Annotated in this window: 9 protein-coding genes; 8 read left to right on the top strand and 1 reads right to left on the bottom strand. The window is 39.5% G+C overall.

Features of this window, described 5'->3' with window-relative positions; translation table 11 throughout:
* Window positions 1-64 precede the first annotated feature (64 nt).
* Both rpoC and AEQSU_RS09965 read left to right on the top strand, forming a co-directional pair.
* The gene (gene rpoC / locus AEQSU_RS09960; RefSeq protein WP_014782732.1) at window positions 65-4363 is read left to right on the top strand and encodes a DNA-directed RNA polymerase subunit beta'; all 4299 of its coding nucleotides are present in this window, start codon (window positions 65-67) and stop codon (window positions 4361-4363) included.
* Window positions 4364-4437: 74 nt separating this feature from the next.
* Window positions 4438-4758 carry a DUF3467 domain-containing protein gene (locus tag AEQSU_RS09965; RefSeq protein ID WP_014782733.1) on the top strand — a complete coding sequence of 107 codons (321 nt, stop codon included), beginning with the start codon at window positions 4438-4440 and terminating at the stop codon, window positions 4756-4758.
* Between the two features lie 113 nt (window positions 4759-4871).
* Here AEQSU_RS09965 and AEQSU_RS09970 read toward each other — a convergent pair whose 3' ends face one another.
* Window positions 4872-6473 (bottom strand): peptide chain release factor 3, encoded by a 1602-nt coding sequence (locus tag AEQSU_RS09970; protein WP_014782734.1) that lies wholly within the window; start codon window positions 6471-6473, stop codon window positions 4872-4874.
* 451 nt (window positions 6474-6924) lie between these two features.
* Between AEQSU_RS09970 and AEQSU_RS16625 the strand changes: the two genes are divergently transcribed.
* From AEQSU_RS16625 to AEQSU_RS10000, 6 genes are all read left to right on the top strand, one after another.
* Window positions 6925-19791, top strand: a complete 12867-nt coding sequence (locus AEQSU_RS16625; protein WP_014782735.1) for a DUF7507 domain-containing protein — start codon at window positions 6925-6927, stop codon at window positions 19789-19791.
* A gap of 54 nt (window positions 19792-19845) precedes the next feature.
* The gene (locus tag AEQSU_RS09980) at window positions 19846-20787 is read left to right on the top strand and encodes a PorP/SprF family type IX secretion system membrane protein (RefSeq protein WP_014782736.1); all 942 of its coding nucleotides are present in this window, start codon (window positions 19846-19848) and stop codon (window positions 20785-20787) included.
* A gap of 13 nt (window positions 20788-20800) precedes the next feature.
* Window positions 20801-22732, top strand: coding sequence for an OmpA family protein (locus AEQSU_RS09985; protein ID WP_014782737.1), 1932 nt, complete (start codon window positions 20801-20803; stop codon window positions 22730-22732).
* Window positions 22733-22839: 107 nt separating this feature from the next.
* Entirely contained in the window at window positions 22840-23358 is a 519-nt protein-coding gene (gene idi, locus AEQSU_RS09990) for an isopentenyl-diphosphate Delta-isomerase (protein ID WP_042491884.1), read from the top strand.
* On the top strand, window positions 23355-23765 hold the full coding sequence (locus AEQSU_RS09995) for a 6-pyruvoyl trahydropterin synthase family protein (protein WP_014782739.1): 411 nt from the start codon (window positions 23355-23357) through the stop codon (window positions 23763-23765). The genes idi and AEQSU_RS09995 overlap by 4 nt, the downstream gene beginning before the upstream one ends.
* Window positions 23765-24742, top strand: coding sequence for a type I phosphomannose isomerase catalytic subunit (locus tag AEQSU_RS10000; RefSeq protein WP_014782740.1), 978 nt, complete (start codon window positions 23765-23767; stop codon window positions 24740-24742). Before AEQSU_RS09995 ends, AEQSU_RS10000 begins: the two co-directional genes overlap by 1 nt.
* Window positions 24743-24752 lie beyond the last annotated feature (10 nt).

Here is a 24752-nt window from a genome sequence, read left to right on the forward strand (position 1 = left end):
CTCATTGAATTTCTTCCGAGGAACTTAAAGCCTCATTTAACAACAAAGTTTATTTTAAATCATGATGAACAGAAATAAAGAAAACACAGTACAGAAATTCGACAAGATTTCTATTGGTTTGGCTTCCCCTGAATCCATTTTGGCGGAATCACGTGGTGAAGTTCTAAAACCCGAAACAATAAACTACCGTACGCACAAACCAGAGCGTGACGGACTTTTCTGTGAGCGCATTTTCGGTCCTGTAAAGGATTACGAATGTGCCTGTGGTAAATATAAAAGAATCCGCTACAAAGGTATTGTTTGTGACCGTTGTGGTGTGGAAGTGACTGAAAAGAAAGTACGTCGTGACCGTGTGGGACATATCAACTTGGTAGTTCCTGTGGCGCACATTTGGTACTTCCGTAGCCTTCCAAACAAAATTGGTTACCTTCTTGGTTTACCTTCCAAGAAATTGGATATGATTATTTACTACGAACGTTATGTAGTAATTCAGCCAGGTATTGCAAAATACGAAGGTGGAGAAGCTGTTAAGAAATTAGACTTCCTTACCGAAGAAGAATATCTTGCAATTCTAGATACAATTCCACAGGAAAACCAGTATTTGGATGATACAGATCCAAATAAATTTATCGCGAAAATGGGCGCAGAGTGCTTGATCGATCTTTTACAAAGAATCGACTTGGACACTTTGTCTTACAACCTTCGTCATAAAGCAAACAACGAAACTTCAAAACAACGTAAAACTGAGGCGTTAAAGCGTCTTCAAGTTGTGGAAGCACTTCGTGATGCAAACAAAAACCGCGAGAACAAAGCTGAGTGGATGATTATGAAAGTAGTTCCGGTAATTCCACCAGAACTTCGTCCATTGGTGCCGCTTGATGGTGGTCGTTTCGCAACTTCAGATTTAAATGATCTTTACCGTCGTGTAATTATACGTAACAACCGTTTGAAGCGATTGATGGAGATTAAAGCTCCAGAAGTTATTCTTCGTAACGAGAAACGTATGCTTCAGGAATCGGTAGATTCATTATTTGACAATACACGTAAATCTTCAGCAGTAAAAACTGATAGCAACCGTCCGTTGAAATCTCTTTCAGATTCATTGAAAGGAAAACAAGGTCGTTTCCGTCAAAACTTACTTGGTAAGCGTGTGGATTATTCTGCTCGTTCGGTAATTGTTGTTGGACCAGAATTAAAATTGTTTGAATGTGGTATCCCAAAAGATATGGCTGCCGAACTTTACAAACCTTTCGTAATCCGTAAATTGATTGAAAGAGGAATTGTAAAAACCGTAAAATCTGCAAAGAAAATTATAGATAAAAAAGAGCCTGTAGTTTGGGATATCTTGGAAAACGTTCTTAAAGGACACCCAGTTATGCTAAACCGTGCGCCTACACTTCACCGTTTAGGTATTCAAGCTTTTCAACCAAAATTAATTGAAGGTAAAGCAATCCAGCTTCACCCATTGGTATGTACCGCATTCAACGCGGATTTCGATGGTGACCAGATGGCGGTTCACCTTCCATTAGGGCCAGAGGCTATTTTGGAATGTCAGCTTTTGATGCTTGCATCACACAACATTTTGAACCCAGCAAACGGTCAGCCGGTTGCGGTTCCTTCTCAGGATATGGTTTTGGGTCTGTATTATATGACCAAACTTAGAAAAACTATGGGAGATGTTGTGGTGAAAGGAGAAGGTCTTACTTTTTATTCAGCTGAAGAAGCTATCATCGCCTACAATGAAGGTATGGTGGATCTTAACGCCGAAATAAGAATTAGAACTCAAGATTTTAACGAGGAAGGTAAGTTGACAATGCAAATTATCACTACCACACTTGGAAGAGTAATCTTTAACGAAAAAGTTCCTGTAGAAGCAGGATTTATAAACGAAGTATTGACTAAAAAGTCGCTTCGTGATATTATCGGGAAAATTTTGAAAGTAACTTCAGTTCCTGTTACTTCAGCTTTTCTTGATGAAATTAAAACTTTAGGGTATAAGTTCGCATTTGAAGGCGGATTGTCTTTCAGCTTAGGTGATATTATTATCCCAGCAGAAAAACAAGGAATGATTGATAGTGCCAACGAACAAGTTGATGGTATTATCAACAGCTATAACATGGGACTTATTACCAACAACGAACGTTACAACCAAGTTATTGATATTTGGACTGCAACCAACGCAGAACTTACTGAGCTTTCTATGAAGCGTATTCGTGAAGATCAGCAAGGTTTCAACTCTGTGTATATGATGCTTGATTCTGGTGCGAGGGGTTCTAAGGAACAAATCCGTCAGCTTACTGGTATGCGTGGTTTGATGGCTAAACCTAAAAAATCAAACTCTGGTGGAGGTGAGATTATTGAAAACCCAATTCTTTCTAACTTTAAGGAAGGTCTTTCAATTCTTGAATACTTTATTTCTACGCACGGTGCGCGTAAAGGTCTTGCAGATACCGCTCTTAAAACGGCAGATGCTGGTTACCTAACACGTCGTTTGGTAGATGTTTCACAAGACGTTATTATCAACATTGAAGACTGTGGTACCCTTCGTGGTATTGAGGTTTCAGCTTTGAAAAAGAACGAGGAAGTTGTAGAAACTTTGGGCGCAAGAATTGTTGGGCGTATTGCGCTTAACGATGTTGTTAACCCACTAACCAAAGAACTTTTAGTAGCTTCTGGTGATCATATTGATGAAGACATTGCAGATGCAATTCAAAAATCACCGTTGGATAGTGTTGAAGTTCGTTCCGCACTTACTTGCGAAGCGAAAAAAGGAATTTGTTCACAATGCTACGGTCGTAACCTTGCCAACAATAAAATGGTTCAAAGAGGTGAAGCCGTTGGGGTAGTGGCAGCACAATCTATTGGTGAGCCAGGAACCCAGCTTACACTTCGTACGTTCCACGTGGGAGGTATTGCAGGTAACATTTCAGAAGAAAACAAATTGGTTGTTCGTTTTGACGGAAAAGCTGAAATTGAAGATCTTAAAATCGTTAAAGGTGAAGACAATCAAGGAAAAGCGGTAGACATCGTTATTTCTCGTACTTCGGAATTGAAATTAGTTGACAAGAAAACAGGAATCACACTTAGTACCAACAACATTCCTTACGGTTCTACACTGTATGTGAAAGATGGCGATAGCCTAACTGCTGGTGATGTAGTTTGTTCTTGGGATCCATATAACGGTGTGATTATTTCAGAATTTGCTGGAAAGATTAAATACGAAAACATCGTTCAAGGTTTAACCTATCAAGTTGAAATTGATGAGCAAACTGGTTTCCAAGAAAAAGTAATTTCTGAATCTAGAGATAAAAAACGTATTCCAACCCTTCAAATTTTAGGGAAGAAAGACGAAGTTATCCGTAGCTATAACCTACCGGTTGGAGCACACATAATGGTGGACGATGGCGACAAAATAAAGATTGGTAAAGTACTTGTTAAGATTCCACGTAAATCTGCGAAAGCGGGTGATATTACAGGAGGTCTTCCTCGTGTTACCGAACTTTTTGAAGCGCGTAACCCTTCAAACCCTGCTGTAGTTAGCGAGATTGATGGTGTTGTTTCCTTCGGAAAAATAAAACGTGGTAACCGCGAAATTATCGTAGAGTCTAAATTAGGCGAATTGAAAAAGTATTTGGTGAAATTGAGTAACCAAATTCTAGTTCAAGAAAACGATTATGTTCGTGCAGGTATGCCACTTTCTGATGGTTCTATTACGCCAGAAGACATCCTTCGTATTAAAGGCCCTTCAGCAGTACAACAATATTTGGTGAACGAAGTTCAAGAGGTATACCGTCTGCAAGGGGTGAAGATTAACGACAAGCATTTTGAAGTTGTTGTTCGTCAAATGATGCGTAAGGTTAGAATTCAAGATCCGGGAGATACTACTTTCCTTGAAGATCAACTAGCTCATAAAGACGATTTTATTGAAGAAAACGATAAAATCTTCGGAATGAAGGTTGTTACCAACGCTGGTGAATCTGAAAACTTGAAAGAAGGTCAGATACTTTCGCCAAGGACCCTTCGTGATGAAAACTCTTTATTGAGAAGAAATGACAAAGAACTTGCAGAAGCACGTGATGTGGTTACAGCAACGGCAACTCCAGTACTTCAGGGTATTACAAGAGCTTCGCTTCAAACTAAATCATTCATCTCTGCGGCTTCCTTCCAGGAAACTACTAAAGTATTGAACGAAGCAGCAGTAGCTGGAAAAGTTGATACCTTAGAAGGCTTGAAAGAAAACGTAATTGTAGGACATAAAATACCAGCCGGAACCGGTATGCGTAGATATGATACTATAATTGTGGGATCAAAACAAGAATTGGAAGAAATGAACCGCGCAAAGCAAGAAGTGAATTATAATTAATTTTATGCGGCCCAACTGTAGAGACGCACGGCCGTGCGTCTCTGCCAGGACGCAATAATAATAATAATCAAACAATGGCAGATCAAAAAAATCAACCACCAAAACAAAGCCAGATAAACATTGAACTGGACGAAGCCGTAGCCCAAGGAATCTACAGCAACTTGGCCATCATCAACCATTCTGTTTCAGAATTTGTGATAGATTTTGTGACCATAATGCCAGGAATTCCAAAGAGCAAAGTGAAGTCGAGAATTATCTTAACGCCACAACACGCAAAAAGATTCCTAAAAGCCTTGAATGACAATGTTAAAAGATTTGAAAATGCCCACGGCGAAATAAAGGATTATGAGCAGCCGCCCATTCCCTTAAACTTTGGCCCAACGGGCGAAGCATAAAAAAAGCCCCAATTTTGGGGCTTTTTTTGTGCTTCAAATTTCAAAATACTAATGCCAAATTTCAAAGGGAAATCTATGCGTATAGATCTTCAAGTGTTTTAATTGGTGGAAGACTAATTTTTCATTTTTTCAAACTCGCTAACAAAATGCAATTTCACATTCGGATATTTAGATTGCGTCATTTGTAGCGTAAAGGCCGAGTCGGCGAAGAATACTAATTGTCCGCGTTTATCCTTTGCTAAGAACTTCGCTTTCACTCTTTTAAAATCTGCAAACTCCTCACTTTTTGGGTCTTTGGCCTCTACCCAGCAAGCTTTGTATACATTGAGATTTTCATAAGAGCAACTTGCGCCATATTCGTGTTCAAGCCTATATTGAATTACTTCAAATTGAAGTGCGCCAACTGTGCCAATTGCTTTTCTACCATTTAGTTCCAATGTGAAAAGTTGCGCCACACCTTCATCCATTAATTGATCGATTCCCTTTTCGAGTTGCTTGCTCTTCATAGGATCAGCATTGTTGATATATTTAAAGAATTCAGGAGAAAAACTTGGAATACCTTTGTATTGCATTTCTTCACCTTCAGTAAGCGTGTCGCCAATTTTAAAATTTCCAGTATCGTGAAGGCCAACAATATCTCCGGGATAGGAAACATCAACAATCTGTTTCTTTTCAGCAAAGAATGCGTTTGGACTACTGAATTTCATTTTTTTGCCATTGCGAACGTGAAGATATGGCGAGTTTCTTTCAAAAATTCCAGAAACAATTTTAACAAAAGCCAAGCGGTCACGATGCTTCGGGTCCATGTTTGCATGAATTTTAAAAACGAAGCCAGAAAATTCCTTTTCATCTGGTTTTACCAGTCTGGTTGAACTTTCTTTGGCGCGTGGAGTAGGGGCTATTTCAACAAAACAATCCAGCAGCTCGCGTACTCCAAAATTATTTAATGCCGAGCCAAAAAATACAGGCTGTAGGTTTCCTTCAAGATATTCTTTACCATCAAAATCTGGGTAGACTTCATGAATAAGTTCTATCTCCTCCCGAAGCGTATCGGCTGCTTTTTTACCAATTAACTTGTCAAGTTCAGGACTGCTTAAATCTTCAATTTCTATGGTTTCTTCAATATTCTTTCTGCTATCGCCACTAAAAAGGTTTACATTTTTTTCCCAAACATTATAGATCCCCTTAAAATCATAACCCATACCAATCGGAAAGCTTAAAGGGGTAACACGTAAGTGCAACTTCTGTTCAATTTCATCTAACAAGTCGAATGCATCACGGCCTTCGCGGTCTAATTTATTTATGAAAATGATAATCGGAATATTGCGCATTCTGCAGACTTCAACAAGTTTTTCAGTTTGTTCCTCAACTCCTTTGGCAACGTCTATTACAACTATTACACTATCAACCGCGGTTAAGGTTCTAAAGGTGTCTTCGGCAAAATCTTTATGCCCGGGAGTGTCTAAAATGTTGATTTTAATGCCTTCATATTCAAAAGCCAGAACAGATGTAGCTACGGAAATACCACGTTGTCGTTCAATTTCCATAAAGTCACTGGTGGCACCTTTTTTTATCTTGTTATTCTTTACGGCCCCTGCTTCATTTATTGCACCACCAAAGAGTAAAAGTTTTTCTGTAAGAGTTGTTTTTCCGGCATCAGGATGGGCGATTATCCCAAAAGTTCTTCTACGTTGTATTTCTTTTTTTAATGACATCTTTTTTTCATAAATAATCTTGACAAAGATAAAGCTTGTTATTGTAGATTGAAAAGACTTATCCAAGTAAAACCAAACAAATTAGTTTTTGAAAATTTGAACGTTTAATTAGTGAATTTTTGCTCAATATATTCTCCGTTTAAATGGTGAAATGTTTTATTAATATAACATTTAAAGAAGTTGTAAAGTCCTATTTTTAAAGGAATATACGTATTAACACGTATATGTTTTACATAGATTAAGGTTCCTATTTTTGGACGATTTATGTTGTTTATCGATTATTTTTAACCATTCAGCTAATAGTTGTTTTCATCCTATAATTTTACAATTCAATCAATATATCTTTGTGCAAGTAAATTTTAAATCTCCATAGGCCGATTAGTTTTCTTCCCCACTTATAGCCTTAAATAGTATAAGATATTAATAGTTGTAAATTTTTAAAAGTTTAAATATGTTGAAAATAATTACTAAATTATTTGCTTCTGATAAGAGGTTTTTAATAAGTCTCATTTTTATCGCCTTTTTTGGTACACAAGGTTTTTCCCAAGCTAAAGGTTATACAGATGAGGGAGAAGTAATACTTCCTTATTCGCAAGAGTATTTGGATCAGTATAATGCTGCTCTAGATAAGAAAGCTGCTGAAAATATTGCAACCTTCCGCTCTAGATCAAAAGCAGAAGCTTTTAATAATGCTAGTAAAGGTAATCTGGCAGGTGCTTGTAATCTAATTACTTGCGGATCTTTTGAAAAAGCAGATGTTAGTGGTGGTACATTCCGAAATGCTGTTGGTGGCACAAATGGCCAATACCAAGCCGATGCAGCTTACACCTGTTGGAATGATGTGGGAACTGTTGATTGGTCTGAAGGACAATATATATCCTATTCACAATCAAATGCCAACGTAGTTTATCCTGGGATTATTCAACCATCAAATTTTGATGGTGGCGGATTTGCTATATTTTCATTTCGAAATGAAGCGATAAATCAAACTTTAACTGTAGTTCCAAATACAGTCTATACAGTATGTTTTGAGATTGCTGTAATTCCTCGTTATAATGAAGTTAATGCTAATAACGGTGGCGGTACCATAATTGAGTATGTACCAAACCTACAATTTGGTGTTCAGAATGGAGCTGTACAAATTTCCGATCCACTTACTTATACTCATGCGAACCTAGTTCAACATACTACTGCAGATTTCCCTTCAAGATTGTCGAGGTCCACAACTGGGGCCAATCAAAATCCTGGTGGATGGACAAATATAAATCCTTATTGGGAAAATAGATGTATTACTTTTAGGTCTGGACCTTCAGCAACATCAGTAAATGTTTTCTATAAAACTGGAAACCCAGGTAGGTCTGTGGTTTTGGTAGATGGTTTAAGATTAGCGATCGAAGGTTACGCAAATGCTCCAGTAGTTTCACCAACAGATAAAACATATTGCGCCCCAACACAGGTGCAACTAGACTCTTTTGTTACTTCAACAACTCCGGGAGGGGCGCAACTAAGATGGACAACTAATCCAGATTTAAGTGTAACGGCAGATTACTTGCCTCAGAATCCAACTAGAACAACTCCCGGCGTATGGTATGCTTTTTATTACAATCCTACGGCTGGCTGTACATCACCATCAAGAAAGCTAACTTTAAGAACAACAGATTTAGATTCAAGTTTTACAAAAACTAATGTTACTTGTTTTGGTCAAGCCAATGGTGCTATTGATTTAACCGTTACAGGAGGAAGTGTACCCTATACTTATCTCTGGTCTACCACAAATGGAAGTGGTCTAAACCTTACAGCTCAAGATCAATTTGGATTAACAGCTGGAACATATAATGTTACGGTTACTGATGATAATGGTTGTAAAACTCTGGAAAGTGTTGTGATATCTGAAACATCTGCAGTTAATCCACCAATCAGCGGCGGAAATAAGACGGAATGTAAGACGATTCCAATTCAAACCTTGACTGCATCAGCCATCGTTCCAACTGGGCAGACAGTCGTTTGGTATTTGATTCCAGTTGGTGGAACGCCTGTTTCACCTCCAACGCTAAACACAGTTGGAGTAAAAGATTATTATGCTGAAGCTGTGGTGACTGCGAGTGGATGTAAATCTTCAACGCGAACCAAGGTAACTTTGAAGATAATTAATACACCAACAGTTGATGATCCTGCGGATGTCACCCGTTGTGATAGTTATACTTTGCCTGCCTTGACCAATGGAAACTACTTCACTGGTAGTGGAGGAACAGGTACTCCATTGTTCGCTGGCAACAACATTACCAGTACTCAGACCATCTATGTTTATGCTGAGACAAGTACTACACCAAACTGTACTGCGGAGAATAGCTTTGTTGTTACAATAAACCCAACACCAACAGTTGATGATCCAGCGGATGTCACCCGTTGTGATAGTTATACTTTGCCTGCCTTGACCAATGGAAACTACTTCACTGGTAGTGGAGGAACAGGTACTCCATTGTTCGCTGGCAACAACATTACCAGTACTCAGACCATCTATGTTTATGCTGAGACAAGTACTACACCAAACTGTACTGCGGAGAATAGCTTTGTTGTTACAATAAACCCAACACCAACAGTTGATGATCCAGCGGATGTCACCCGTTGTGATAGTTATACTTTGCCTGCCTTGACCAATGGAAACTACTTCACTGGTAGTGGAGGAACAGGTACTCCATTGTTCGCTGGCAACAACATTACCAGTACTCAGACCATCTATGTTTATGCTGAGACAAGTACTACACCAAACTGTACTGCGGAGAATAGCTTTGTTGTTACAATAAATCCAACACCAACAGTTGATGATCCAGCGGATGTCACCCGTTGTGATAGTTATACTTTGCCTGCCTTGACCAATGGAAACTACTTCACTGGCAGTGGAGGAACAGGTACTCCATTGTTCGCTGGCAACAACATTACCAGTACTCAGACCATCTATGTTTATGCTGAGACAAGTACTACACCAAACTGTACTGCGGAGAATAGCTTTGTTGTTACAATAAACCCAACACCAACAGTTGATGATCCTGCGGATGTCACCCGTTGTGATAGTTATACCTTGCCTGCCTTGACCAATGGAAACTACTTCACTGGTAGTGGAGGAACAGGTACTCCATTGTTCGCTGGCAACAACATTACCAGTACTCAGACCATCTATGTTTATGCTGAGACAAGTACTACACCAAACTGTACTGCGGAGAATAGCTTTGTTGTTACAATAAATCCAACACCAACAGTTGATGATCCAGCGGATGTCACCCGTTGTGATAGTTATACTTTGCCTGCCTTGACCAATGGAAACTACTTCACTGGCAGTGGAGGAACAGGTACTCCATTGTTCGCTGGCAACAACATTACCAGTACTCAGACCATCTATGTTTATGCTGAGACAAGTACTACACCAAACTGTACTGCGGAGAATAGCTTTGTTGTTACAATAAACCCAACACCAACAGTTGATGATCCAGCGGATGTCACCCGTTGTGATAGTTATACCTTGCCTGCTTTGACCAATGGAAACTACTTCACTGGCAGTGGAGGAACAGGTACTCCATTGTTTGCTGGCAACAACATTACCAGTACTCAGACCATCTATGTTTATGCTGAGACAAGTACTACACCAAACTGTACTGCGGAGAATAGCTTTGTTGTTACAATAAACCCAACACCAACAGTTGATGATCCTGCGGATGTCACCCGTTGTGATAGTTATACCTTGCCTGCTTTGACCAATGGAAACTACTTCACTGGCAGTGGAGGAACAGGTACTCCATTGTTCGCTGGCAACAACATTACCAGTACTCAGACCATCTATGTTTATGCTGAGACAAGTACTACACCAAACTGTACTGCGGAGAATAGCTTTGTTGTTACAATAAACCCAACACCAACAGTTGATGATCCTGCGGATGTCACCCGTTGTGATAGTTATACCTTGCCTGCTTTGACCAATGGAAACTACTTCACTGGCAGTGGAGGAACAGGTACTCCATTGTTCGCTGGCAACAACATTACCAGTACTCAGACCATCTATGTTTATGCTGAGACAAGTACTACACCAAACTGTACTGCGGAGAATAGCTTTGTTGTTACAATAAACCCAACACCAACAGTTGATGATCCTGCGGATGTCACCCGTTGTGATAGTTATACCTTGCCTGCTTTGACCAATGGAAACTACTTCACTGGCAGTGGAGGAACAGGTACTCCATTGTTTGCTGGCAACAACATTACCAGTACTCAGACCATCTATGTTTATGCTGAGACAAGTACTACACCAAACTGTACTGCGGAGAATAGCTTTGTTGTTACAATAAACCCAACACCAACAGTTGATGATCCTGCGGATGTCACCCGTTGTGATAGTTATACCTTGCCTGCTTTGACCAATGGAAACTACTTCACTGGCAGTGGAGGAACAGGTACTCCATTGTTCGCTGGCAACAACATTACCAGTACTCAGACCATCTATGTTTATGCTGAGACAAGTACTACACCAAACTGTACTGCGGAGAATAGTTTTGTGGTTACTATAAATGTTACACCGTTGGCAGATAATCCAAGTGATGTTAGTGCTTGTGGTAATTATACATTACCAGCATTAGTTAATGGCGCATATTATACGAGTCAGAATGGACAGAATCCTATTGCTGTTGGGACTGTTATTATTGCTACACAAACGATTTATGTTTATGCAGAAACGGGTACAGTTCCAAACTGCTTTACGGAAAATAGTTTCATAGTTACTATAAACAATTGTGGAATTATTTTAGAAAAAATAGCTACTCCAAATAATCCACAAGGATGTACTCCAATTGCCCCAGGAGAGTCTATTTCATACACATTTAAAGTGTCAATTCCGACAGGAAGCGCACCTGTAAATAATGTTGTAATAACCGATCCATTATTAGAGGCACCAAACCCTATTGTTCCGATTGTATATGTATCTGGTGATGACGGTGACACTATCTTGGAAGACGGTGAGTTGTGGACATACAGTGCATCTTATGTTGTAACTCAACAAGATATTACAAATGGTCTTGTGCAAAATACGGCAACTGTAAATGGTCAGGTTCAAACCTCAGGAAATCCTTACCCAGTTTCAACTTCTGGTTCAGTAACGGTTAATCTTTGTCAAAATGCTGAAATGTCTATTGTAAAATCGAGCAGTAGCGAAACAGGAAATTGTATTTCTTTTGAAGAAGGTAATACGATAGATTATAAGTTTGTAGTAAGTAACGATGGTGATGTAGATATTACAAATGTTGTTATTACTGATCCATTATTTTTGGCGCCAAACCCAGTAGTTTCTATTGTATATGTTTCGGGAGATGATGGTGATGGAATCTTAAATATTGATGAAGATTGGACATATACTGTAACTTATACAATAACACAAAGCGATGTAGATGCAGGTTCTATTGTAAATACTGCAGAAGTAGATGGAAACTCAGTTTTGGGTGCTGTTGATACGGCTACTAGTAATACAGTTACGGTATTGATCTGCCAAGCAGCAGACATCGCAATTGTAAAAGAGAGCGATCAAGTACCGGGCAACGACGGATGTGTTGCACTTGAGGATGGTGATATCATTACCTATACCTTTAGAGTAACCAACGAAGGCAACGTGTCAATAGACAATGTAGTTATAACTGACCCATTAGTAGGTCTATCAGCGATCACAGGTCCAACAGGCGATACTGGTTCAGACGGTATCCTAGGACTTAATGAAGTTTGGGAATACACTGCAACCTATACAGTAACGCAGGATGATGTTAACGATGGCGAGGTAACCAACCAAGCTACAGTTAACGGATTGGCAATGAACCCATCAAATACACCAGTAATCGATGACTCTCACCCAACCTCTACAACAGCAGATGGCGATACAGTGGTTGTTATCTGCCAGAACCCTGATATCGCAATCGTAAAAGAGAGCGATCAAGTACCGGGCAACGACGGATGTGTTGCACTTGAGGGTGGTGATATCATTACCTATACCTTTAGAGTAACCAACGAAGGCAACGTGTCAATAGACAATGTAGTTGTAACTGACCCATTAGTAGGTCTATCAGCGATCACAGGTCCAACAGGCGATACTGGTTCAGACGGTATCCTAGGACTTAATGAAGTTTGGGAGTACACTGCAACCTATACAGTAACGCAGGATGATATTGACAACGGTGAAGTTACCAATCAAGCTACAGTTAACGGATTGGCAATGAACCCATCAAATACACCAGTAACCGATGACTCTCACCCAACCTCTACAACAGCGGATGGCGATACAGTGGTTGTTATCTGCCAAGCAGCAGACATCGCAATTGTAAAAGAGAGCGATCAAGTACCGGGCAACGACGGATGTGTTGCACTTGAGGATGGTGATATCATTACCTATACCTTTAGAGTAACCAACGAAGGCAACGTGTCAATAGACAATGTAGTTGTAACTGACCCATTAGTAGGTCTATCAGCGATCACAGGTCCAATAGGCGATACTGGTTCAGACGGTATCCTAGGACTTAATGAAGTTTGGGAATACACTGCAACCTATACAGTAACGCAGGATGATGTTAACTATGGCGAGGTAACCAACCAAGCTACAGTTAACGGATTGGCAATAAACCCATCAAATACACCAGTAACCGATGACTCTCACCCAACCTCTACAACAGCGGATGGCGATACAGTGGTTGTTATCTGCCAAGCAGCAGACATCGCAATTGTAAAAGAGAGCGATCAAGTACCGGGCAACGACGGATGTGTTGCACTTGAGGATGGTGATATCATTACCTATACCTTTAGAGTAACCAACGAAGGCAACGTGTCAATAGACAATGTAGTTGTAACTGACCCATTAGTAGGTCTATCAGCGATCACAGGTCCAACAGGCGATACTGGTTCAGACGGTATCCTAGGACTTAATGAAGTTTGGGAGTACACTGCAACCTATACAGTAACGCAGGATGATGTTAACGATGGCGAGGTAACCAACCAAGCTACAGTTAACGGATTGGCAATGAACCCATCAAATACACCAGTAACCGATGACTCTCACCCAACCTCTACAACAGCGGATGGCGATACAGTGGTTGTTATCTGCCAAGCAGCAGACATCGCAATTGTAAAAGAGAGCGATCAAGTACCGGGCAACGACGGATGTGTTGCACTTGAGGATGGTGATATCATTACCTATACCTTTAGAGTAACCAACGAAGGCAACGTGTCAATAGACAATGTAGTTGTAACTGACCCATTAGTAGGTCTATCAGCGATCACAGGTCCAACAGGCGATACTGGTTCAGACGGTATCCTAGGACTTAATGAAGTTTGGGAGTACACTGCAACCTATACAGTAACGCAGGATGATGTTAACGATGGCGAGGTAACCAACCAAGCTACAGTTAACGGATTGGCAATGAACCCATCAAATACACCAGTAACCGATGACTCTCACCCAACCTCTACAACAGCGGATGGCGATACAGTGGTTGTTATCTGCCAAGCAGCAGACATCGCAATTGTAAAAGAGAGCGATCAAGTACCGGGCAACGACGGATGTGTTGCACTTGAGGATGGTGATATCATTACCTATACCTTTAGAGTAACCAACGAAGGCAACGTGTCAATAGACAATGTAGTTGTAACTGACCCATTAGTAGGTCTATCAGCGATCACAGGTCCAATAGGCGATACTGGTTCAGACGGTATCCTAGGACTTAATGAAGTTTGGGAATACACTGCAACCTATACAGTAACGCAGGATGATGTTAACGATGGCGAGGTAACCAACCAAGCTACAGTTAACGGATTGGCAATAAACCCATCAAATACACCAGTAATCGATGACTCTCACCCAACCTCTACAACAGCAGATGGCGATACAGTGGTTGTTATCTGCCAGAACCCTGATATCGCAATCGTAAAAGAGAGCGATCAAGTACCGGGCAACGACGGATGTGTTGCACTTGAGGGTGGTGATATCATTACCTATACCTTTAGAGTAACCAACGAAGGCAACGTGTCAATAGACAATGTAGTTGTAACTGACCCATTAGTAGGTCTATCAGCGATCACAGGTCCAACAGGCGATACTGGTTCAGACGGTATCCTAGGACTTAATGAAGTTTGGGAGTACACTGCAACCTATACAGTAACGCAGGATGATATTGACAACGGTGAAGTTACCAATCAAGCTACAGTTAACGGATTGGCAATGAACCCATCAAATACACCAGTAACCGATGACTCTCACCCAACCTCTACAACAGCGGATGGCGATACAGTGGTTGTTATCTGCCAAGCAGCAGACATCGCAATTGTAAAAGAGAGCGATCAAGTACCGGGCAACGACGGATGTGTTGCACTTGAGGATGGTGATATCATTACCTATACCTTTAGAGTAACCAACGAAGGCAACGTGTCAATAGACAATGTAGTTATAACTGACCCATTAGTAGGTCTATCAGCGATCACAGGTCCAACAGGCGATACTGGTTCAGACGGTATCCTAGGACTTAATGAAGTTTGGGAATACACTGCAACCTATACAGTAACGCAGGATGATGTTAACGATGGCGAGGTAACCAACCAAGCTACAGTTAACGGATTGGCAATGAACCCATCAAATACACCAGTAATCGATGACTCTCACCCAACCTCTACAACAGCAGATGGCGATACAGTGGTTGTTATCTGCCAGAACCCTGATATCGCAATCGTAAAAGAGAGCGATCAAGTACCGGGCAACGACGGATGTGTTGCACTTGAGGGTGGTGATATCATTACCTATACCTTTAGAGTAACCAACGAAGGCAACGTGTCAATAGACAATGTAGTTGTAACTGACCCATTAGTAGGTCTATCAGCGATCACAGGTCCAACAGGCGATACTGGTTCAGACGGTATCCTAGGACTTAATGAAGTTTGGGAGTACACTGCAACCTATACAGTAACGCAGGATGATATTGACAACGGTGAAGTTACCAATCAAGCTACAGTTAACGGATTGGCAATGAACCCATCAAATACACCAGTAACCGATGACTCTCACCCAACCTCTACAACAGCGGATGGCGATACAGTGGTTGTTATCTGCCAAGCAGCAGACATCGCAATTGTAAAAGAGAGCGATCAAGTACCGGGCAACGACGGATGTGTTGCACTTGAGGATGGTGATATCATTACCTATACCTTTAGAGTAACCAACGAAGGCAACGTGTCAATAGACAATGTAGTTATAACTGACCCATTAGTAGGTCTATCAGCGATCACAGGTCCAACAGGCGATACTGGTTCAGACGGTATCCTAGGACTTAATGAAGTTTGGGAGTACACTGCAACCTATACAGTAACGCAGGATGATATTGACAACGGTGAAGTTACCAATCAAGCTACAGTTAACGGATTGGCAATGAACCCATCAAATACACCAGTAACCGATGACTCTCACCCAACTTCTACAACAGAGGACGGCGATACCGTTGTTGTTATTTGCCAAAACCCTGATATTGCAATCGTGAAAACAGGGGTCTTCAATGATGTAGATGGCAACGATTGTGCTGATGCAGGAATTGATACGATTACGTATACGTTCACTGTGACCAATGAAGGAAACGTGAGCCTATCAAATATAACAGTTACCGACCCATTGTTGGAAGCACCGAACCCAGTAGTTGCTATTTTATACCAAAGTGGTGATACTGATGCAGATGGAAAACTTGATGTAACCGAAACTTGGATTTATACAGCTACTTCCTATGTTATCACACAGGATGATATAGATGCAGGTAACGTAACCAACCAAGCTACAGCAGTTGGCACATCACCAGCAGGAGACAATGTAGAGGATCAATCAGGAACTGATATTAATAATGACGATGCAACGGTTATCGAGCTTTGTCAAGACCCAGCTATCGCAATTGTTAAAACTGGTATCTTCAACGATGAGAACCAGAATGGATGTACAGATGTTGATGAGACTATCACTTATACCTTCTCAGTAACCAATGAAGGAAACGTGAGCTTGAGTAATATTGTGGTTGATGACCCACTATTGGGTGGACCAATTGCGGGACCAGATAGTGGTGATACTGATGGCGACGGCAAACTTGATGTAACCGAAACTTGGATTTATACAGGATCTTATGTGATTACACAAGACGATATAGATACTGGTGAGGTAATTAACCAAGCTACTGCAACTGGAACTGCACCAGATCAAAGTACAGTAAGTGATCTTTCAGGATCAACTACTACTACTGATGATTCAACAGTTATCGAACTTTGTCAAGACCCAGCAATAGCAATAGTGAAAACAGGAATCTTTAACGATGAAAACCAGAACGATTGTTCTGATGTAGATGAGACTATCAGCTATACTTTCACCGTAACAAATGAAGGCAATGTGAGCTTGAGCAATGTAACAATAACTGATCCCTTGATTACAACAATCACTGGTCCAACGGGCGATACTGATGCTGATGGTGAACTTGATGTAACTGAAATATGGACATATTCAGGAATCTACGCAATCACACAAGACGATATAGATGCAGGTGAAGTAGAAAACCAAGCCACAGCAGAAGGTACTGCGCCAGATGCAAGTGTTGTAAGCGATCTTTCAGATGAAAGTAGCGTTCTGGAAGACGATCCAACAGTAATCGAGTTGTGTCAGGATCCAGCCATCGCAATCGTTAAAACGGGAATCTTCAACGATGAGAATCAAGACAACTGTTCCGATGTTGATGAAACCATCACTTACACTTTCACTGTAACCAATGAAGGAAACGTGAGTTTGAATTTTGTTGAAGTAACAGATCCACTTATTACTATAATTACTGGACCAACAGGAGATACAGACGGTGATAGTGAACTTGATGTAACTGAAGTTTGGACATTTACTGGAACTTATGCTATCACACAGGATGATATAGATGCAGGTGAAGTAATAAACCAAGCGAAAGTAAAAGGACAAGCTCCTAATGGTGATTTGGCAACTGATCTTTCTGATGAAAGCAGCGTATTGGAAGATGACCCAACGGTAATTGAGCTTTGTCAAGATCCAACTATCGCAATCGTTAAAACAGGAATCTTCAACGATGAGAACCAGGACAACTGTTCCGATGTTGATGAAACTATCACTTACACTTTCACCGTTACCAATGAAGGAAACGTGAGTTTAAGTAACGTAACTGTAACAGATCCATTAATAGCCATAATCACTGGTCCAACTGGTGACACTGATAACGACAGAAAACTTGATGTTACTGAAACTTGGGTTTACACCGGAACCTATGCAATCACACAAGATGATATAGATGCAGGCGAAGTAATAAACCAAGCCACAGCAGAAGGTATTGCACCAAATCAAAGTACCGTAACCGACCTTTCTGATGAAAGCAGCGTATTAGAAGATGACCCAACAGTAACAGAGTTGTGCCAAGATCCAGTTATTGCTATAGTGAAAACAGGAATCTTCAACGATGAAAATCAGAACGATTGTTCTGATGTTGATGAGACCATTAGCTATACTTTCACTGTAACAAACCAAGGCAATGTGAGCTTGAGCAATGTATCTGTAACAGATCCATTGATTGCCACAATCACTGGCCCAACAGGCGACACTAATGGTGACGGTGTATTTGATGTAACTGAAACTTGGATATATACTGGAACTTATGCTATAACGCAAGCAGATATAGACGCTGGTCAAGTAACAAACCAAGCAACAGCAGAAGGTACAGCACCAGATGCAAGTGTTGTAAGTGACCTTTCCGATGAAAGTAGCGTACTAGAGAACGACCCTACAGTAATTGAACTATGCCAAAACCCAAAAATTGCTCTTATTAAAACTGGAGTTGTTGATGACACTAATGGCAACGGTTGTGCTGATGTAGGTGAAACTATTGATTATAGCTTCATTGTTTTCAACCTTGGAAATGTTACGTTATCAAACATAATAATTACAGATCCTTTGGTAACTGTAAATGGCGGTCCAATAACATTGGCTCCAGGTGCTACAGATGAAACATCGTTCACTGCAATTTACACTATCACACAAGGTGATATTGATGCAGGACTTGTTATAAATCAAGCCACAGTTACAGGTACAGATAATTCTGGAACCATAGTAAGCGATCTATCTGATGACAATAGTGAACTTGAAGATGATCCAACCATTACTGAACTTTGTCAAAACCCACTTATTGCTTTAATAAAAGTAGGTGTGCCAGCAGATGAAAATGGTAACGGTTGTGCTGATGTTGGAGAAACAATAATATACAGCTTTAGTGTTAAAAACACTGGTAATGTTGCATTGACTAATGTAATGGTAACCGACCCACTAGTTGATGTTGTTGGCGGCCCTATCAGCCTAGTTGCTGGTCAAGAAGATGTAACAACATTTAAAGCAGTATATACAGTAACCCAAACAGATGTTGATGCAGGATTTATTGAGAATCAAGCTACAGCAGATGGAATTGCTCCAAATGGTGATATGGTTTCAGATCAATCTGATAATAACAGTTATCTTGAGAACGATCCTACAATCACTGTTCTTTGTCAAAACCCATCGATTTCATTAGAGAAAACAGGTGTGTTCAACGATGAGAATGGAGATGGTGCATCAGAAGTAGGCGAAACAATATCCTACGCATTCGCTGTAACTAATACAGGAGATGTGACTCTGTATAACATTATGATTACAGATCCATTGCCAGGTATTCAAATTTTTGGGGGCCCAATTGCAAAACTGGAACCAGGTGAAGTAGATAGTACAACATTTACCACAACCTATGCTATAACTCAAGAAGATATTGAAAATGGGGAAGTAGTAAACCAAGCAACTGTAACAGGTGAGGATATTAGTGGTACTATCGTTACCGATGACTCGGATGATCCAACAGACCTGACGAACAACGATACCAATGGAGATGGAGATCCTGATGATCCTACAGTAGTAATATTACCAAATGTGTTGCCTATTACTTTTGTAATATACAATGGTATCACGCCAAACAATGATGGTATAAATGACTTCTTCTTATTGGAAGGTATAAGCAATTGGCCAAACAATAACGTTAAGATTTTCAATAGATGGGGTGTACTTGTCTTTGAAACTGATGGTTATGGTGGCAGTGACGATAAACAGAATGTGTTCAGTGGAATTTCTGAAGGTCGTGTAACGGTAGAGCAGAGCAAGGAATTACCTACTGGAACTTACTTCTATATTCTTACTTTCCCAGGAGAGAACCCTGGTAAAGGAAGCTACAACGGATACTTATATATTAACAGATAGAAAATCAAAAAATTCCTGGGAGGAAATTCCCTCCCAGGATTAAAATACATAACTATGAAACACAGTTATCTAACATTACTAATTTTGATTTTACTTGGTACGTTTTCAAGTAAAGCACAGCAGGATCCACAGTACACACAATATATGTACAATACGGAGGTAGTAAACCCTGCATATGCGGGAAATCGTGAAGCTCTAAGTTTTGGTTTACTTTACCGAACTCAATGGGTTAATTTTGGTGAAGGAGCTCCGAACACAGGTACTTTTACCGTAAACTCACCAGTTGGTAATAACATGGGTTTAGGTCTCTCCGTAGTTAACGACAGGATTGGTCCCGCAATTGAAACTAACTTTAATATTGACTATTCTTATAGTATCAATACTTCTGAAACTGGGAAATTGTCCTTTGGGCTCAAGGCAGGTTTGGATATTTTAGATGTTGATTTTTCTAAATTAAATATATACGATCCGAGCGATCCTTATTTTCAAGATAGCAATATAGACAACAAACTTCAACCTCAAATTGGAGCTGGTATTTATTACAATACCGAAAAGTTTTATGCAGGTCTTTCAGTTCCCAACTTCTTGACGACTAAACATTTCGATAAAAGCAGTATTGCTAACACTACTGTAGAAACAACAGCTGCAGAACGAATGCATTACTTTTTAATTGCAGGATATGTTTTTGATATTAGTGATAATTTAAAGTTCAAGCCAGCAACTTTATTTAAGTTAGTAAGCGGTTCTCCATTGCAAGCTGATGTTTCTGCCAATTTCTTACTTTATGATAAAGTAACTCTTGGAGCTGCATACAGATGGAGCGCAGCAATGAGTGGCTTGGTTGGCTTTCAGGCTACTGACAATATATTCATAGGTTTCGCTTATGACTATCAAACAACAGATATTCAAGCATACAGCGATGGTTCTTATGAACTAATGCTTCGTTTTGATTTGTTTAATAAACCTGAAAGAGTGCTAACTCCGAGATTCTTCTAAAAAAATAAAGACTATGAATACAATAGTACGAAACATATTTCTTTTCGCCTTTGTGGTTTTAACCGCAGGAAGTTCTTTTGCACAGCAAAAGGATATTAAAAAAGCAAACAAAGAATTTGACAAATTTGCCTATATAGACGCCCGTGAAATCTATTTGAAAGTAGTGGAAGACGGCTATGAATCTGCTGAAATTTTCAAAAAACTTGGTGATACCTATTATTTTAACAGTGATTACACGAATGCTGCAAAATGGTATGAAAAATTGGTAACACAATTTCCAGATCAAACAGAACCTGAATATTATTACAGAGCAGCACAATCTTTAAAGAGCCTTGGGAAATATTCAGAATCTGATGCACTTTTGAAGGATTATGTTGCAAAAGGTGGAAAAGGATTGGTAATCAAAAAATTTGAAGATGATCCTAACTATCTTAAAAGCACCGTTTTCAAGACGAGGGATTTCGCTCTTGAAAAAGTAGGTGTCAATACTTCTAATTCAGATTTTGGTGCTTCCTTTTACGGAGAAGATAAGATTGTATATGCATCAGCATCGAATACTGAAGGAGCAAAAGTAGCAGATTGGACCGATCAACCTTTCCTAGATTTATTTATGGCGGATAGAGATTCTATTGGCCAGCTTAGCAATGCTACGCGATTAAGGGGAGATATAAATACTGCGTATCACGAATCATCCGCTGCATTTACCAAAGATGAATTTACAGTTTATTTTACAAGGAATAACTTTCTGGATGGTAAAAAAGGAAAGGATAAAAACAAAACTATACGCCTAAAATTATATAAAGCTACCAAAGGCAGCGATTCTTCTTGGTCTAATGTAGTTGAACTTCCTTTTAACAGTAAGGAATATTCCGTAGCACATCCAGCTTTAAGTCCAGATGGGAAAAAACTATATTTTTCTTCTGATATGCCCGGGACACTTGGTATGTCTGATCTTTGGTATGTTGACATTCTTCCTAACGATACCTATGGAACACCTATCAATTTAGGATCTGGTATAAATACTGAGGCACGGGAATCATTTCCTTTCATAAGTGATAAAAATAATCTCTATTTCTCAAGTGATGGCCGCTCAGGCCTTGGCGGCTATGATATATTTGTAACTCCTCTTGATAAGGATGGAAAATCTGGAATAATTACAAATTTGGGAGCTCCTTCAAATAGTGCTCAGGACGATTTTGGCTTTATAATTAATGAAGATTCGCGGATAGGATATGTTTCCTCAAATAGAGGTGGAGACAGAGGAAGTATTGATGATGATATATATTTGGTAAAGGAAATATGTTCAATCACCATAAAAGGAAAAGTTTTCGACGAAGATACTAAAGACCCGATTCCAGGAGCAAGCGTTTCTTTACTTGACGAGAATAATCAGCTGGTTAACCAAACCACTGCCAAAAATGATGGAACCTATAGTTTTATTGGTAATTGCGGAACTCAATACACTGTGAGAGGGGTAAAAGAAGGATACAATCCTTATGAGAAAGTAATTGAAACTCCGCTGCTTTCAGGAACCGTCGAAGTACCGCTTCCGTTAAAAAGAATTGGGCCTTGTCCACCAAACGATTTGGGCTGTAAGCTAAATCTACAACCAATCTATTTTGATTTCGACAAATCAAACATTCGTCAGGATGCTGAAATAGAACTTGCTAAAATTCTTGCGGCAATGGGAGAATATCCAGAATTGATTATCCATATAGAATCTCACACAGATTCAAGAGGTAATGATAATTACAACGAGGCTCTTTCTGAACGCCGTGCACAATCTACTCTAAAATGGTTAGTTAGTAAAGGTATTGACAGGAATAGACTAACTGCCAAAGGATATGGAGAGACACAACTAGTTAATCAGTGTTCAAATGGAGTACCTTGTACTGCAGAAGAACATCAGCTTAACAGAAGATCTATGTTCATCATAAAAAACTAAATTAAATATATCAATTCTTTTAAAAGCGTTCAATACTTGCTATTGAGCGCTTTTTACTTTTAAAACACTTTCCCTTTTCGTACTTTTGGGGCAAATCGCGTTTTTAAATAATGGAAGAGCAAGTAATTTTAGTGAATGAGAATGATGAAAAAATTGGTTTAATGCCTAAGCAGGAAGCCCACGAAAAAGGGGTGCTTCATAGAGCATTTTCAGTCTTTATCTTTAACAGCAAAAATGAAGTAATGCTGCAACAAAGAGCATTGCATAAATACCATACGCCTGGACTTTGGGCCAACACTTGCTGTAGCCATCAGCGTGATGGTGAAACTACGTTGGAAGCCGGAAAACGCAGGCTTTTTGAAGAAATGGGTTTTGTTTCAGACTTAACAGAAACCACTTCATTTATCTACAAAGCGCCGTTTGAAAATGGATTGACAGAACACGAACTGGATCATATTTTAGTAGGAAAATTTGAAGGTAATCCTGAAATTAACCCAGAAGAAGTAGCTTCCTGGAAATGGATGGAGCTTGAAGAAGTGAAAAAAGACATTCAAACCAATCCTGATATTTACACAGCTTGGTTTAAAATTATTTTTGATAAATTTTATCAACACCTTCTTGTATGAGTTTGACCGTCTATAGAAAAGCACATTTCAATGCTGCACATCGTCTCTTCAAAAAGGAATGGAGCGATGCCAAAAATCTAGAAATTTTCGGCAAATGCAGCAACCCCAATTATCACGGTCATAATTATGAACTGGAAGTTGGTATTACAGGTGACATTGATCCCGAAACAGGTTTTTTAATGGATTTAAAAATCTTAAGACAAATTATTGAAGAAGAAGTGGAAACTCCTTTCGATCATAAAAATCTAAACATTGAAGTTCCAGAATTTAAAAGCCTAAACCCAACAGTAGAAATTATTGCAGTTGTAATTTGGAATAAAATAAGAACTCGCATAGATTCAAAATATAAAATTTCTGTAAAACTATACGAAACTCCTCGCAACTTTGTTGTCTACAACGGTCATTGATGATTACTATTTCAACTTTATATCCGCTAAAATTTGAGCCTATACTAAAAGAAAAAGTATGGGGCGGCAATAAGTTGAATACCCTTTTTCAAAAAGAAGCAATTGGTGAAATTGGGGAGAGTTGGGAGATTTCAGGCGTTAACGAAAATGTTTCCGTAGTTTCAAATGGATCATTAAAAGGAAAGTCTCTAAACTGGTTGTTGGAAGTTTATAAACACAAATTGGTTGGCAGAAAAGTATATCGACATTTTGGAAATACATTTCCGTTACTTTTCAAACTTATTGATGCTTGCGAAGACCTTTCTGTCCAAGTTCATCCAGATGATTTTTTGGCGAAGAAAAGGCACAATTCCTTCGGAAAAACTGAAATGTGGTACATTCTAGATGTTGAAAAAGAAGGAAGACTCATTCTCGGCTTTAATGAAAAGATGAGCCAAAAAAAATATTTGAAAGCGCTATCTGAAAATAGAATCACCGAAATTCTAAAATCTGAACCTGTAAAAAAAGGAGATGCTTTTATTCTGAAACCAGGAACAGTCCACGCCATTGGTGCAGGAGTTTTGTTGGCAGAAATTCAGCAAACTTCAGATATAACCTATCGAATTTACGATTGGGAGCGTCCAGACACCAACGGGCAAATGCGGCAATTGCACACCGATTTGGCTTTGGATGCAATAGATTTCAATTCTTCAAAAACTAAATTGGAGTTTTCAGAAGAAAAAAATATTCCTTTAACCATTGGAACCACAGATTTCTTTTCAGTAAATAAACTAATTCTTTCTCAAAACTACATTCGTAATTTTGAAGTAAAAACTTCGTTTACAGTTTATATGTGCTTGGAAGGCACCGCTATAATTGAAACCGACAACTATTCCGAAGAAATAATAAAGGGACAAACCATCTTGATTCCGGCCCAATTGACTGAAATAAAATTCAATACGAATTCTGCAAGCTTTTTAGAAGTGTACATTCCGTAAATCTTCGTAT

This window comes from Aequorivita sublithincola DSM 14238, from assembly GCF_000265385.1.
Classification (GTDB): Bacteria; Bacteroidota; Bacteroidia; order Flavobacteriales; family Flavobacteriaceae; genus Aequorivita; species Aequorivita sublithincola.